The sequence below is a fragment of the Roseateles sp. 22389 genome (assembly GCF_052044995.1).
Taxonomy (GTDB): Bacteria; Pseudomonadota; Gammaproteobacteria; order Burkholderiales; family Burkholderiaceae_C; genus Roseateles.
Map to the genome: position 1 here is coordinate 158,505 of NZ_JBQEOF010000012.1, position 14,427 is coordinate 172,931.

The following is a 14,427-nucleotide window of genomic DNA, read 5'->3' on the forward strand; positions in this document are numbered from 1 at the left end:
ACGGCCCATCGCCGCGCCGCGGGCCTCCCCGGCCCACCTCCCCCGAATCCCTGATCTCCGGTCCCCCGGTCCACGTCCATGTCGTCCACCGCGTCCCGCGGCGCCTCGCCGCGCCGGTCCCTGATTTCCCTCTCCGTCCTCGCGCTGCTGGCCCCGCTGGCGGCTGCCGCGCAATCCGCAGCGCCATCCGACGCGCCATCCACGGCGACAGACGCGACAGCGTCCGCCCCGGCGCCGGCCAAGCTGCTGGACGAAGTCACCGTCAACGGCGTGCGCAAGAAGACCTTCGCGCCGACGACGGTGCGGGTCGGCGCCTTCCGCGACCAGGACCCGCTGGACGTGCCGCTGACCAACAGCGTGATGTCGCGCGACCTGCTCGACGCGCAAGCCGCGCAGGGCCTGTACGACGCGCTGAAGAACACCGCCGGCGTGACCCGCTCGCAGGTCAGCGGCTCGACCTACGACAACCTGTCGATCCGCGGCATCGTCGTCGAGAACCGCGGCAACTACCGCCTCAACGGCAACCTGCCCATCGTCAACCTGATCGACATCCCGCTCGAGAACAAGGAGCAGGTGGAGGTGCTGAAGGGCGCGTCGTCGATGTACTACGGCATGGTGCCGCCCTCGGGCATCGTCAACTTCGTGACCAAGCGGGCCGGCCCGACGCCGGTCACCTCGCTGACGACCACCTTCAACGACCACGGCGGCATGAAGGCCCACGTCGACATCGGCCGCCGCTTCGGCGCCGACGACAGCATGGGCCTGCGCCTGAACGCCGTCACCAGCAAGGAAGCCACCGGCATCGACCGCTACGAGGGCCACCGCGACCTGGTGTCCGTCGCCTACGACTGGCGTGCGACCTCGTGGGCCAACCTGAAGGTGGACGTCGAGCATTACCGCAAGAACGTCAGCGAGCAGGGCGCGATCACGCTGCCGGCCGCGGTCAACGGCGTGATCACGCTGCCGCGCGTGCCGGACAACACCACCAACATCGCGCCCGAATGGGCCCGCTACGACGCCGAGGCCACCAACGTCCTGGTGCGCGGCGACTTCGCGCTCAGCGACGACTGGGTGCTGAGCGTCGAGTCCGGCCGCGCCAACACCCAGCGCGACCGCAACTACACGACGCTGACCAACTACAACACGCAGACCGGCGCCGGCACCGCCAACATCTCGGTGCTCAAGGGCCAGGAGTACACCAACACCAACCACCGCGTCGAGGCGATCGGCCGCTTCGACACGGCCGGCATCGGCCACGAACTGACGATCGGCGCCACCCACAACCGGCGCGCCTCGGCCGGCTGGTTCAACGGCACGGCGCGCGCGGCGCAGAACCTGTACGACCCGGTCGACATCGCGCCGGTCAGCCCGACGCTGACGCAGACTGGCTTCCCGTCCGAGGTCAACGACCGCGGCCTCTACGTCTTCGACCGGATCAGCTTCGGCGAGCAGTGGCAGCTGCTGGCCGGCCTGCGCAAGACGGTGTACCGCAGCGAGGCGAGCAGTCCCTCGTCGCCGGTGCCGACCTACCGCGCCGACAAGGTGACGCCCAACGTCTCGGTGATGTGGAAGCCGCTGAAGGACCTGAGCGTCTACGCCAGCGCGCTGCGCGGCCTGGAGGAGACCGGTACCGCGCCGCTGAACACCGACAACTTCGGCCAGGTGCTGCCGCCGGCGGTGAGCCGCCAGCACGAACTCGGCGTGAAGGCCCGCCTGGGCGCGGTGCTGCTGCAGACGGCGCTGTTCCAGACGGACCGCCCGCTGGCCACGACGATCAACCGCGTCTACCAGGTCGGCGGCGAGACCCGCTACCGCGGCCTGGAGTTCTCCGCCAGCGGCGAGATCGGCCGCGACTTCGCGCTGGTGGTCTCCGGCGTGGTGCTGGACGCGGAGATCACCAAGGTCGGCACTGGCAACCCGCTGGAGCTGGGCAAGACGCCGGAGAACACGCCGAAGAACACGCTGGGCGTGTTCGGCGAGTACCGGCTGCCGATGGTGCCGGGCCTGGCGCTGAACGCCGGGGTCTATCACGTCGGCAAGCGTGCGGTGAACAACAGCAACCAGGCCTGGGTCGACGGTTACCAGACGCTGTCGCTGGGCGCTCGCTACCAGACGCGGATCTTCGACAAGGCGGTCAACCTGCAGGCCAACCTCGACAACGCGTCCAACAGGAATTACTGGAGCACCGCCGGCAACGGCCTGCTGGGCGTCGGCGCGCCGCGCACGCTGCGCCTCACCGCCAAGGTCGATTTCTGACCGCCGGCCCGGGAGCGAGCACGCCATGGCGCTGATGACCGCCCGCCGCGTCTGGATCTGGCTGCACCGCTGGACCGGGCTGACGCTCGGCCTGCTGCTCACCGCGGCGGCGCTGCTGGGCGCGCTGATGACGGTGCTGCGCCCGCTGGACGAGGCGATGCATCCCGAGCTCTTCCGCGCGCCGGTGGCCGCCGCGACAGCGTCCGGCGCCTCGCCCGTCGGGCCCGTCGCTCAGGCGTCGACCACGCCGCTGGAAACGCTGCGCCGTCGCGTTGCCGATGAATTCGGCCCGAAGTCGACGATGACGATCCGGCCGCCGCGCGAGCCCGGCGAATCGCTGCGCGTGATGGTGCGCGGCCCGGCCTGGGAAGGCTCGCTCTACCTGGACCCGGTCACCGTGGCCGAACTCGGCCGTCGCGGCGAGGCCGAGGGGCTCGCGAACCTGGTGTTCGAGCTGCACAGCGCGCTGCTGCTGGGGGACACCGGCAAGGCGGTGCTCGCGTTCACCGCGCTGGCCTACCTCGCGCTGCTGGTCACCGGGCTGGTCCTGTGGTGGCCGACGACGGCGGCGCAGTGGCGCCACGCCTTCGGGCTCAAGCTCGACAAGGGCACCACCCGCGGCCTCTTCGACCTGCACCGCTTCGGCGGCGCGGCGCTGGGCCTGCTGCTCGCGGTGACCGTGGCCAGCGGCGCGTGGATGGCCTGGCGGCCGATCGGCGGCTGGCTCAATGCGCTGGTCGGCGAGGCGGCGCCCAAGCCGCCCCAGGTCGGCAAGGACCACGGCGAGCGCCGCCCGCTCGACGCCATCGTGGCCGAGGCGCAGGCGGCCTGGCCGGACGGCCGGGTCGGCTTCGTGCAGCTCGGCAGCACGGACACGCGCCCGGTGCGCATCCGCTTCAAGCTGCCCGGCGACCCGCATCCCAACGGGCTGTCCTCGGCCTGGGCCCATCCGGTCGACGGCCATGTGCTGGCGCGCCAGCGCTGGGATGAGCTCGATCTCGCGGGCCGCTCCACCGCGTGGATCTATCCGCTGCACGCGGGCGAGTTGTTCGGCGTGGCCCACCGGGCGATCACCGGCGTGCTCGGGCTCGTGCTTTTCGGCATGGGGGTCACCGGGACCTGGCTGTGGTGGCGTCGGCGGCGCTGAGCGCTTCCGACTGAACGGGACGGCCGACGCCCCGACGGCAGCTTTTTCCGATGGTGCGGCGCCTGGGCAAGACCCGCCCCCGCGTCGCCCGACAGGCGTCCCCCACGACGGCGACGGGCGCGCCCTGCCCCAGGAATCCCACCTGCCCACCAGCGCTCGCGACACCGCTTCTCCACCCCGGTGCGCCTGACCTGATGCCGCTGTACCACCTGCCGCCCTCCCCCGTCCCACCCTCGCTGGTGGGGCTCCCCGATCTTCCGGCCGGCTCCAGGGAGCCCGCCGATTCCCCCTCCCCCCCCGCGCCGCCGCCGGCCGCAGCCCCCGATACCCGCGGCCTGCGGGCCCTGGAGCGACGCTGGGCGCAGTCGGTGGCGGCGCACGCGCTCTGGTCGCGCCAGGCGCCGATCGTGCCGCTGCTGCTGGACTGGCTGCGCGACGCCGAGCCCATCGCGCGCGCGCTCGGTCCGGCGATGTGGCGGCACTTCGCACAGCATCTGTTGCAGCACGCCAGCAGCCGCGACCTGCGCGCGATGGGTCTGGACGAGCGCGTCGCGTCGCGCGTCTGGACCTCCTGGCCCGAATGGCGCACCGCCGGCTTCCGCATCGCCGACGCGCCGGGGCGATTGCACCGCGCCGTCGTCTGGTGGGAGGACGGTCGCCTGCCCGAGTTCCCGCAGGACGGCGCCGTCTTCGAAGCGCCCTACGGCGCCGCGCTGTGGCTGGACGGCCGCCTGCTGCCCTACCCGCAGGAGCTGACCTTCGGCTGCTCGATCGCGGGCTCCGGGGAATGGCTGGACGACCGCTACTTCGTGCTGGACGTCGACGGCCCGCCGGAGCATCCGGACTATGTCGAGGAACTGGCCAACGGCCGCGGGTCGGTGCTGAGCCTGCTGGTGGTGGACGCCCGCCATCGCAGCTGCCACCTGCTGAACCCGCGTGCCCACGAGCCCTGGCTGCGCCCGCGCATCGCCGCGCAAGCCGACGGCCGCTGGCGCATCGACCCCGGCATCGATGCCGACGCCGGCGACCCACGTTATGACGAGGATGCCGACCGGCCCATCGTCGCCTCCCGGCTGATGCTGCCCTCGGACCTGCCGCCGGCCTCGATCGAGGCGGAGATCCCGGACGACGAGGCCGAGCCGCGCTCGCTCGCGCCGGCCTGGCGCCATGTCGTCGACAGCTGGAACGCGGACCGCGACCGGCTGGTCGCGCTGCTCGGCGAGATGAACTACGAGCTGGCCCTGGACAGCTTCCGCGACGCCGCCCTGGGCGGCTGAGCCGCCGCGACCTCCCGGCAGCAGGCCATGAACTGCTCGGCCGCCGGCGTCGCGCGCCGGTTGCGCAGCGTCAGCAGGCCCACCGGCGGCAGCTCGATCGGCACGTCGATGGGCAGCGCCTTCGCCAAGCCCTCGCGCGCCAGGTAACGCGCCACGTTGTCGGCGACGAAGGCGGCCGCGCCGCGCTGGCGCAGGAAGGTCAGCGTCACCAGGAAGGACGCGCTCTCGATGATGTCGCTCGGCGGATCCAGCCGCTGCGCGTAGAACAGCTGGTTCAGCTTGATCCGCGACGAGGCCCACGGCGGCGGCATCACCCACGGCATCCGCGCGAGCTCGGCCCAGGGCGGCTCGCGCCGCTTGCGGCCGCCGACCAGCGGGTGGTCGGGCCGCACGACGATGCGCATCGCCTCCTCCATCAGCGGCTCGGTCGCCAGGTCCGGCGCCGCGTAGCCGGGCTCCAGCCGCGCGACGATCACATCCAGCTCGCCCACCCGCAGGCGCGGCAGCAGCCGCGTCAGGTCGCCCTCCTCCAGGTGCACCGTCGTCAACGACGAGTGGCGCTTGAGCCGCTCCACCGCGCCGGCCACCAGGCCCGGCATCGCCACCACCATCGCGCCGACGCTGACGCGTCCCGCCGCGCCGCTGGCCACGGCGGCGATCTCGTCGCGGGTGCGGGCGTAGTCCGACAGCACCGAACGCGCGAAGCGCACCACCGCTTCGCCGAACGGCGTCGGCTCGGTGCCGCGCGTGGAGCGGGTGAACAGCGCCAGGCCGAACATGCGCTCGACCTCCGCCAGCGACTTCGACACCGCCGGCTGCGTCTGCGACAGGAACTCCGCCGCGCGGCCCAGGTGACGGAACTGGTCGAGCGCGACCAGCATCTGCAGGTGGCGCAGCTTCAGGTTGGAACGCAGGACGCGGTCGATCTGGCTCATGGGCGTGCATCTTAGGCTTCATGCCGTTTCCGGCATGAAGCCTGTCCAGTTCTTCAATTGAGCCGCATGGACCGGATGCCCACAATGCAACGCAAAGAGCCCACGCGACACGACGCGACAGGCCCGCCTTCGATCCCGAGCCAGACCTCGATCCCGAGCCAGGAGACAACGATGACCTTCCGCATGGACCGCCGCCGCGTCCTGCTCGCCGGCGCCGCCGGCCTGGGCGCCAGCGCCCTGTCGCTGCCGCGCGTCGCGCGCGCCGCCGCCTATCCCTCCGAACGCGCCATCACCTTCATCTGCCCCTGGCCTGCGGGCGGCACCGCCGACGTGACGATGCGCGCGCTGTGCCAGGCCGCGGCCAAGGTGCTGGGACAGACCGTCATCATCGAGAACCGCGCCGGCGCGTCCGGCATGCTCGGCACCAAGGTGCTGTCGACGGCCAAGCCCGATGGCTACACGATCGGCCAGGTGCCGATCTCGGTGACCCGCTTCGCGCAGCTGCGCACGGTGCAGCTGGATCCGCTCAAGGACCTGACCTACCTCGCCCGCGTCAACGGCCAGACCTTCGGCCTGGCGGTGCGGGCCGACTCGCCGTGGAAGACGCTGGCCGAGTTCGTCGCCGCCGCGAAGGCCAAGCCCGGCCTGATCAGCTACGGCAGCGCCGGCATCGGCGGCGCCACCCATGTCGGCATGGAGGAGTTCAACCTGCTCGCCGGCATCCAGCTCAACCACATCCCCTACAAGGGCGGCGCGCCGGCGCTGCAGGACCTGCTCGGCGGCCAGGTGGACGCGGTGGCGGACTCCAGCTCGTGGGCGCCGCACGTCAAGTCCGGCAAGCTGCGCCTGCTCGTCACCTGGGGCGAGACCCGCACCAGGGACTTCCCGGCCGTGCCGACGCTGAAGGAATCCGGCTACGACCTGGTGGTCGACGCGCCCAACGGCATCGGCGCGCCCAAGGGCATGGACCCGGCGATCGTCGCCCGGCTGCGCGACGCCTTCCGCAAGGCGACCGCGGACCCCGAGTTCATCGCCGTCTGCGATCGCATCGATGCGCCGGTGATGTACCTGGACCAACCCGACTACGAGAAGTACATCCAGGCCACCTACCGCAAGGACACGCAGTTGATCGAGCGGCTGAAGCTGCGCGAGCTGCTGGCCAAGGGCTGAGCGTGAGCGACGCCTTTATCGCCCCCGCCTCCGGTGCGGCCGCGCTCGCGATGGCCTCGCCGCTGCTGCGCCTGCATGCCGACGACAACGTGCTGATCGCCCGCCAGGCGCTGGCGCTGGGCCAGGTGCTGCCGGAATTCGGCCTGCGCCTGAAAGCGCAGGTGCCGGCCGGCCACAAGATCGCCGCGCGCCGCATCGCCGCGGGCGAGCCGATCCGCAAGTACAACGCGGTGATCGGCGTGGCCGCGCGCGACATCGAGGCCGGCGACTACGTCCACGCCCACAACATCGCGCTGGTCGAGTTCCACCGCGATCCCGCCTTCGGCGCGGACGTGAAACCGGTCGACTACCTGCCCGAGGCGGAACGCGCGACCTTCCTGGGCATCGTGCGGGCCGACGGCCGCGTCGCGACGCGCAACTTCATTGGGATCCTCGCGTCGGTCAACTGCTCGTCAACGGCGATCAACCGCATCGCCGAGCACTTCACGCCCGAGCGGCTGAAGGACTATCCCAACGTCGACGGCGTCGTCGCCTTCGCGCAGACCACCGGCTGCGGCATGTCCTCGCCCAGCCCCCACTTCGACCTGCTGCGTCGCACGATCGCCGGCTACGTGCGCCACCCCAACCTCGGCGGCGCGCTGATCGTCGGCCTGGGCTGCGAGCGCAACCAGGTCGCCGGCCTGATGGAGTCGCAGCACCTGGTGGCCGGCGAGACGCTGCGCACGCTGGTGATGCAGGAGACCGGCGGCACGCGCGCCACGATCGAGGCCGGCATCCGCGCCGTCGAGGCGATGCTGCCGATCGCCAATAGTGTTGAGCGCCAGCCGGTCAGCGCCGCGCATCTGAAGATCGGGCTGGAATGCGGCGGCTCGGACGGCTTCTCCGGCATCGGCGCGAATCCGGCGCTGGGCGCGGCCATGGACCTGCTGGTGCGCCACGGCGGCACCGCGATCCTGTCGGAGACACCGGAGATCCACGGCGTCGAATACATGCTCACCCGCCGCGCGGTCAGCCCCGAGGTCGGCCAGAAGCTGCTGGACCGGCTGGCCTGGTGGGAGGACTACACCCGCGGCCACAACGGGCAGTTCAACGGCGTCGTCGGCCCCGGCAACCAGGCCGGCGGGCTGGCCAACATCTTCGAGAAGTCGCTGGGCTCCGCGATGAAGGGCGGCACCACGCCGCTGCGGCAGGTCTACGAATACGCGGAGCCGATCGACGAGCACGGCTTCGTGTTCATGGACTCGCCGGGCTATGACCCCGTCGCGGTCACCGGCCAGATCGCCAGCGGCGCCAACCTGATCTGCTTCACCACCGGCCGCGGCTCGATGTTCGGCTCCAAGCCGGCGCCGACGATCAAGCTGGCCAGCAACACCCCGATGTTCACGCGCCTCGAGGAGGACATGGACATCAACTGCGGCCAGGTCATCGACGGCACGCTGAGCATCGAGGAGATGGGCCGGCAGATCTTCGAGCACATCCTGCGCGCCGCGTCCGGCGAGCCGACCAAGAGCGAGCTGCTGGGCCTGGGCGACCACGAGTTCGTGCCCTGGCACCTGGGCATCGTCAGTTGATGGCCGGCCCGCCCGCTTCACGCGCCATCGCGACCGCCGCCCACCCCGCGGCGCCGGCCGCGTCCTGACTTCGCTCCCCCTCCAGGTCCCTTCATGCAGACGCAGAACCACATTGCCGGTCGCTGGTGCGACGCGGCCGCCGGCGACCGTTTCCCGGTCGTCGATCCCGCCGACGACGGCCGCATCGCCGAGGTGCCCGACAGCCGCGCCGAGGACGCGCGCGCCGCGGTCGATGCCGCGCACGCGGCCTTCGCCGGCTGGCGCGCGATGCCGGCCAAGCAGCGCGCCGCCTTGCTCAAGCGCTGGAACGACCTCCTCCTGCGCGACCAGGAGCGCCTGGGCGCGCTGATCTCGCAGGAGCAAGGCAAGCCGCTGGCCGAAGGTCGCGCCGAGATCGCCTACGCGGCGAGCTACGTCGAGTGGTTCGCCGAGGAGGCCACGCGCGCCAACGGCGAGGTCATTCCCGCGCCGGTGGCGGGCCGCCGGATGCTGGCGCTGCGCGAGCCGGTCGGCGTCGTCGCCGCGATCACGCCGTGGAATTTCCCGGCCGCGATGATCGCCCGCAAGATCGCGCCGGCGCTGGCCGCCGGCTGCACCGTCGTGGCCAAGCCGGCCGAGGACACGCCGCTGACCTCGCTGGCGCTGGTCGAGCTGGCCGTCGAGGCCGGCCTGCCGCCGGGCGTGCTCAACATCGTCTGCGCGTCGCGCGAGCGCACGCCGGAGGTCGTGGACGTCTGGCTCGCCGACGATCGCGTGCGCAAGATCACCTTCACCGGCTCGACGCCGGTGGGCAAGCACCTGGCGCGCGAATCGGCCGCCACGCTGAAGAAGCTCTCGCTGGAACTCGGCGGCAATGCGCCCTTCATCGTGTTCGACGATGCCGATGTCGACGCGGCCGTCGAGGGCCTGATGGCGGCCAAGTTCCGCAATGGCGGCCAGACCTGCGTGTGCCCCAACCGCGTGTTCGCGCAGACGGGCATTCATGATCGATTCGTCGAGCGGCTCGCGGCGCGGGTGAGCGCGCTCCGCGTGGGCCCGGCCAGCCGCGCCGACTCGCAGATCGGTCCGATGATCAACGCCCGCGCGGTCGAGAAGATCGAGCGCCACGTGCGGGACGCGCTGGCGCGCGGCGCGACCGCGGTCGCCGGCGGCCGCCGCCTGCGCGATGAGGTCGCCGCCGGCCCGAACTACTTCGCGCCCACCGTGCTCACCGGCGCGACGACCGACATGCTGCTGTGGCAGGAGGAGACCTTCGGGCCGGTGGTGCCGGTGTTCCGATTCGAGCGCGAGGACGAGGTCATCGCCGCCGCCAACGACACGCCCTTCGGCCTGGCCGCCTACTTCTACACGCGCGACATCGCGCGCGCCTGGCGCGTCGCCGACGCGCTGGAGAGCGGCATCGTCGGTCTGAACGAAGGCGCGATCGCCGCCGAGGCGGCGCCCTTCGGTGGCGTCAAGGAATCCGGCTATGGGCGCGAGGGCTCCACGCACGGGCTCGACGACTACCTGCACATCAAGTACGTTTGCCAGGGAGGCCTGTCATGAGCGCCATGCATTTCGCCAATACCTTCAAGCAGGCCCTGGCCGCGCGCCGGCCGCAGATCGGCCTGTGGCTGTCGATGGCGCAGGCCTACAGCGCCGAGGTCTGCGCGACGGCCGGCTTCCAGTGGCTGCTGATCGACGGCGAGCACGCGCCCAATGAGCTGACCAGCACGCTGCAGCAGCTGCAGGCGGTGGCGCCGTATCCGTCGCATCCGGTGGTGCGCGCGGTCAATGCGGACAAGGACGGCATCAAGAAGCTGCTGGACATCGGCGTGCAGACGCTGCTGGTGCCGATGATCGACACCGCCGAGCAGGCGGCCGCGGTGGTGGCCGCGACGCGTTATCCGCCGCACGGCGTGCGCGGCGTCGGCGCGGCGGTGGCGCGCGCGTCGCGCTGGGGCCTGCGTCGGCACTACCTCGACGAGGCCGACGGCGAGACCTGCGTGCTGGTGCAGGCCGAGACGGTCACCGCGCTGCGCCACCTCGCGTCGATCTGTGCGGTGGACGGCGTCGACGGCGTGTTCATCGGGCCGGCGGACCTGGCGGCGTCCATGGGTCATCGCGGCAACCCGACGCATCCGGAGGTGCAGGCGGCCATCGACGCGGCGGTGCGCACCATCGTCGCCAGCGGCAAGGCGGCCGGCACGCTGACCGCTGACGCGGCGCTCGCGCGGCACTACCTGTCGCTGGGCGCGAGCTTCGTCGCGGTGGGCATCGACGTCACGCTGCTCGCACAGGCCACGCGGCGCCTTGCGGCAGACTTCGAGCTCTCGCCGCCGCAACCGGCGCCGACCGGCTCGCCGTACTGATCACGACGGCGGATCGCCCGCGCTGATCGGTCGCCCCTCGCGGCGGCCCGGCGCACCCGGTCCGCTCTTCCGACCTCCGTTGATTTCAAGACCGAAAGCACGACCATGAGCAAGACGTACAGGATCGCCGTCATTCCCGGCGACGGCATCGGCAAGGAAGTGATGCCCGAGGGCCTGCGCGTGCTGGAAGCGGCCGCCCGGCGCTTCGGCATCCGCTTCGAGTTCACCCCCATCGAGTGGGCCAGCTGCGACTACTACCAGCAGACCGGGCAGATGATGCCGGACGACTGGAAGGCGCAGCTGCAAGGCCAGGATGCGATCTTCTTCGGCGCGGTGGGCTGGCCGGCGACCGTGCCGGACCATGTGTCGCTGTGGGGCTCGCTGCTGAAGTTCCGCCGCGAGTTCGACCAGTACATCAACCTGCGGCCGGTGCGGCTCTTCGAGGGCGTGCCCTGCCCGCTGGCCAACCGCAAGCCGGGCGAGATCGATTACCTGGTCGTGCGCGAGAACACGGAGGGCGAGTACACCAACCTCGGCGGCGTGATGTACGCCGGCACCGACCGCGAGATCGTGATCCAGGAGTCGGTCTATTCGCGCTTCGGCGCGGACCGGGTGCTGAAGTACGCGTTCGAGCTGGCGCAGGCGCGTGCGCGCAAGCACCTGACGGTGGCGACCAAGAGCAATGGGATCGCGATCTCGATGCCGTGGTGGGATGGGCGCGCGGACGCGGTCGGCGCGGGTTATCCGTCGGTGACGGTGGACAAGCAGCACATCGACATCCTGTCGGCCCGTTTCGTGCTGCAGCCGGGGCGCTTCGACGTGGTGGTGGCGTCCAACCTGTTCGGCGACATCCTGTCGGACCTCGGGCCCGCGACCACCGGCACGATCGGCCTGGCGCCGTCGGCCAACCTGAATCCGGAGCGGAACTTCCCCTCGCTGTTCGAGCCGGTGCATGGCTCGGCGCCGGACATCTACGGCAGGAACATCGCCAATCCGGTGGCGATGATCTGGTCGGGGGCGCTGATGCTGCAGTTCCTCGGCGAGCAGCAGGCGCATGACGCGATCCTCGCGTCGATCGAGCAGACGCTGGCGTCGGGGCCGCGTACGCGCGATCTCGGCGGCGAGGCCAGCACGACCGAGATGGGACAAGCGATCGCGGCGCTCGTCTGACCGCTGGCCCTCACCCCTGCCCTCTCCCGCAAGCGGGAGAGGGAGTCAAGCAAGTGGCCGCACTTCGTCGGGTGCCGGCCTTCAGCCCTTCCCTCTCCAGCGAGCGAGAGAGAGGGCATCCGAACCGCGCTTGGCATGAACTCCTCTCCAGCGAGCGAGCGAGAGAGAGAGCATCCGAACCGCGCTTGGCATGAACTCCCTCTCCCGCTTGCGGGAGAGGGTCAGGGGTGAGGGTGAGCGGGCTCCCTCTTACAGCCACCCCGCCTTGCGGAATCGCCAGAAGAGCACGCCACAGGTCGCGGCGATGACGCCGAGCGCCGCCGGATAACCCCAGCGCCACTTGAGCTCCGGCATGACCTCGAAGTTCATGCCCCAGATGCCGGCGAAGGCGGTCGCCGCGGCGAAGATGCCGGCCCAGGCCGCGAGGCGCTTGGTGACCTCGGACTCCTCGATCGTGGCCATCGACAGATGGACCTGGATCGCCGTCGTCGCGGTATCGCGCAGGGAGTCCAGCGCGGACTGCATGCGCTCGAGGTGGTCGTAGACATCGCGGAAGTACTCGCGCGTGTCCTCGCAGATCGGCGGCACCCGGCCGCGCACCAGCTTGCCCACCGCGTCCAGCAGCGGCGACACCGCATGCTTGACGGTGGTGATGCGCTGCTTGAGCTCATACACGCGGCGGATGTTCTCGCGGGTGACGCCGGGCTCGAAGATCTGCGCCTCGATCGCGTCGAGCTCCGCCTCCAGCGCCTCGATGACGGGGAAGTAGCGGTCCACCACCGCGTCCATGATCGCGTACATCACGAAGCCGGGACCGCGCTTGAGCATGTGCGGCTCCTTCTCCGCGCGGGCCCGCACGCCCAGCAGGCTCTGCGCGACGCGGTTGCGGATCGACAGCACGAAGTTGCTGCCGGCGAAGATGGACACCTCGCCGGTGCAGAGCTCGTCGGTCGGCGTGAACTGCACCGTCTGCATGACGGCGAACAGGGTGTCGCCGTACTCCTCGACCTTGGGCCGCTGCTGCCCGTGCAACGCATCCTCGACGGCGAGCTCGTGCAGGTCGAACTCCTCCTTCATCGCGAGGACCTCCTCGGTGGAGGCATCGCGCAACGCGACCCAGACGAAGCAGTCGGGCAGCTTCACGTAGTCGCTGATCTCTTCGGGCTGGATATCGGCCAGCCGGCGGCCGTCGCGGTAGGCGACACAGTTGATGAGCATGGGGCGTCTCACTCGTTCTTGCTTGCGGCGAGCGTAGCCCGGATGGCATCAAGGCGGCATCAAGAGAAACCGAGGGGCGGCGCGCGGGATCGCGAAAGCACGACCGCTCGACCGCTCATGGGGCTTCGCGGTTCAGCAGGTCGAGGTAGGCGGTGTAGACGTAAATCGGCTCGCCGGCCGTGCCGAAGACGGTGCGCAGCAGGCCCAGCCCGGTCAGCACCCGCGCGCCCCGGTCGATCGCGGCCGCGTCCTGGCCGTTGAAGGCGGTGATGTCGACCCGGCGTGCCACGGGCCGGCTGAACAGCGCGTGATGCAAGCGCAGCGCGTCCTCGTCGGCCCGCGCCTCGCGGCGGATCCGCGCCCCGTCCACGGTGAAGAGCCGCGTGATCGCCAGGGTCATCTCCACCACCTGCATCGCCGCCACCTGCACCGCGGTCGCGAAGAAGGACAGCCAGGACTCCCAGTCGCCGTGCTTGCGCACCGCCTGGAGCAGGTCGTAGTAGTCGTTCCTGCACGACTTGAAGTAGAGCGACAGGTAGAGCAAGGGCTCGCGCAGCACGCCTTCGCTCACCAGGATCAGCGGGATCAACAACCGGCCCAGCCGGCCGTTGCCGTCCAGGTAGGGATGGATGGTCTCGAACTGCAGGTGGGCCATCGCGGCCTTGACCAGCGAGGGATGCCGCTCCGGCTGGTCGTTGATGAACCTCTCCAGGTCGGACAGGCAGTGCTCGAGCCGATGGGGCGGCGGCGGCACGAACGAGGCCGACGCCGCGGACGCACCGCCGATCCAGTTCTGCGTGCGCCGCAGTTCTCCGGGCGCCTTGCCACGCACCCGGCCCTGGGTCATCAGCCGCCGGTGCATGTCGTTCATCAGGCGCGTGCACAGCGGCATCCCCTGCCGCATGCGGTCCCGGCCATGCTCCAGCGCCGCGACATAACAGGACACCTCCCGCACGTCGTCCAGCGGCGAGCCGGGCGCGCCGTCCGCCTCGTAGATCAAGAGGTCGGCGAGGGACGACTGCGTGCCCTCGATGCGGGAGGACATCACCGCCTCCTTGCGTACGTAGCTGTAGAGCAGCACCGAGGTCTCCGGCATCAGCAGCGAGAGTCCATCCAGTCGCCCCAGAGCCAGATGGGCGGCATTGAGCCGCTCCTGCAGGTCGGCGTCGAGGCTCAGCGCGGGCCGCGGCGGCAAGGGCAGCGGCACGAAGGCCTGGCATGTTTCGCCGCCCGCGATCGAATATTCATAGGTGCCGGTGAGTCCGCGTCGCATCGGGTGCTCCGTGATGAGGGAGCCCGTGATGCTGCGCGACCGCGCGATTTCCGCAATCG

General features: G+C 70.9%; 11 protein-coding genes. 8 read left to right on the forward strand and 3 right to left on the reverse strand.

Features of this window, described 5'->3' with window-relative positions; translation table 11 throughout:
* The first annotated feature begins 78 nt into the window (after positions 1 to 78).
* The 3 genes from ACTJKJ_RS17685 (at position 79) to ACTJKJ_RS17695 (ending at position 4,680) form a co-directional block, all read left to right on the forward strand.
* Entirely contained in the window at positions 79 to 2,256 is a 2,178-nt protein-coding gene (locus ACTJKJ_RS17685; protein ID WP_440821239.1) for a TonB-dependent siderophore receptor, read from the forward strand.
* A gap of 25 nt (positions 2,257 to 2,281) precedes the next feature.
* Positions 2,282 to 3,403 carry a PepSY-associated TM helix domain-containing protein gene (locus ACTJKJ_RS17690; RefSeq protein WP_440821240.1) on the forward strand — a complete coding sequence of 374 codons (1,122 nt, stop codon included), beginning with the start codon at positions 2,282 to 2,284 and terminating at the stop codon, positions 3,401 to 3,403.
* Between the two features lie 194 nt (positions 3,404 to 3,597).
* Positions 3,598 to 4,680 carry a hypothetical protein gene (locus tag ACTJKJ_RS17695; protein WP_440821241.1) on the forward strand — a complete coding sequence of 361 codons (1,083 nt, stop codon included), beginning with the start codon at positions 3,598 to 3,600 and terminating at the stop codon, positions 4,678 to 4,680.
* On the opposite strand, the gene ACTJKJ_RS17700 is transcribed toward ACTJKJ_RS17695, so the two are convergent.
* Complete coding sequence (locus ACTJKJ_RS17700; RefSeq protein ID WP_440821242.1) at positions 4,632 to 5,615, reverse strand: LysR substrate-binding domain-containing protein; 984 nt, start codon at positions 5,613 to 5,615, stop codon at positions 4,632 to 4,634. The two genes, ACTJKJ_RS17695 and ACTJKJ_RS17700, sit on opposite strands and share 49 nt — an antisense overlap.
* Positions 5,616 to 5,786: 171 nt before the next feature.
* On the opposite strand from ACTJKJ_RS17700, the gene ACTJKJ_RS17705 reads away from it, so the two are divergent.
* The 5 genes from ACTJKJ_RS17705 (at position 5,787) to ACTJKJ_RS17725 (ending at position 11,877) form a co-directional block, all read left to right on the forward strand.
* On the forward strand, positions 5,787 to 6,785 hold the full coding sequence (locus ACTJKJ_RS17705; RefSeq protein WP_440821243.1) for a tripartite tricarboxylate transporter substrate binding protein: 999 nt from the start codon (positions 5,787 to 5,789) through the stop codon (positions 6,783 to 6,785).
* A gap of 50 nt (positions 6,786 to 6,835) precedes the next feature.
* Positions 6,836 to 8,356: a UxaA family hydrolase gene (locus ACTJKJ_RS17710; RefSeq protein WP_440821257.1), complete on the forward strand. Its 1,521-nt coding sequence runs from the start codon at positions 6,836 to 6,838 to the stop codon at positions 8,354 to 8,356.
* A 93-nt stretch (positions 8,357 to 8,449) separates the two neighbouring features.
* The gene (locus tag ACTJKJ_RS17715; RefSeq protein ID WP_297385299.1) at positions 8,450 to 9,901 is read left to right on the forward strand and encodes an NAD-dependent succinate-semialdehyde dehydrogenase; all 1,452 of its coding nucleotides are present in this window, start codon (positions 8,450 to 8,452) and stop codon (positions 9,899 to 9,901) included.
* Between the two features lie 5 nt (positions 9,902 to 9,906).
* Entirely contained in the window at positions 9,907 to 10,707 is an 801-nt protein-coding gene (hpaI, locus tag ACTJKJ_RS17720) for a 4-hydroxy-2-oxoheptanedioate aldolase (RefSeq protein WP_297385429.1), read from the forward strand.
* A gap of 105 nt (positions 10,708 to 10,812) precedes the next feature.
* On the forward strand, positions 10,813 to 11,877 hold the full coding sequence (locus tag ACTJKJ_RS17725) for a tartrate dehydrogenase (protein WP_297385301.1): 1,065 nt from the start codon (positions 10,813 to 10,815) through the stop codon (positions 11,875 to 11,877).
* Between the two features lie 249 nt (positions 11,878 to 12,126).
* Here the strand turns inward: ACTJKJ_RS17725 and corA are convergent, their stop codons facing one another.
* Both corA and ACTJKJ_RS17735 read right to left on the reverse strand, forming a co-directional pair.
* Positions 12,127 to 13,095 carry a magnesium/cobalt transporter CorA gene (corA, locus tag ACTJKJ_RS17730; RefSeq protein ID WP_147240510.1) on the reverse strand — a complete coding sequence of 323 codons (969 nt, stop codon included), beginning with the start codon at positions 13,093 to 13,095 and terminating at the stop codon, positions 12,127 to 12,129.
* 115 nt (positions 13,096 to 13,210) lie between these two features.
* Positions 13,211 to 14,368, reverse strand: coding sequence for a Fic family protein (locus tag ACTJKJ_RS17735; protein WP_440821244.1), 1,158 nt, complete (start codon positions 14,366 to 14,368; stop codon positions 13,211 to 13,213).
* Positions 14,369 to 14,427 lie beyond the last annotated feature (59 nt).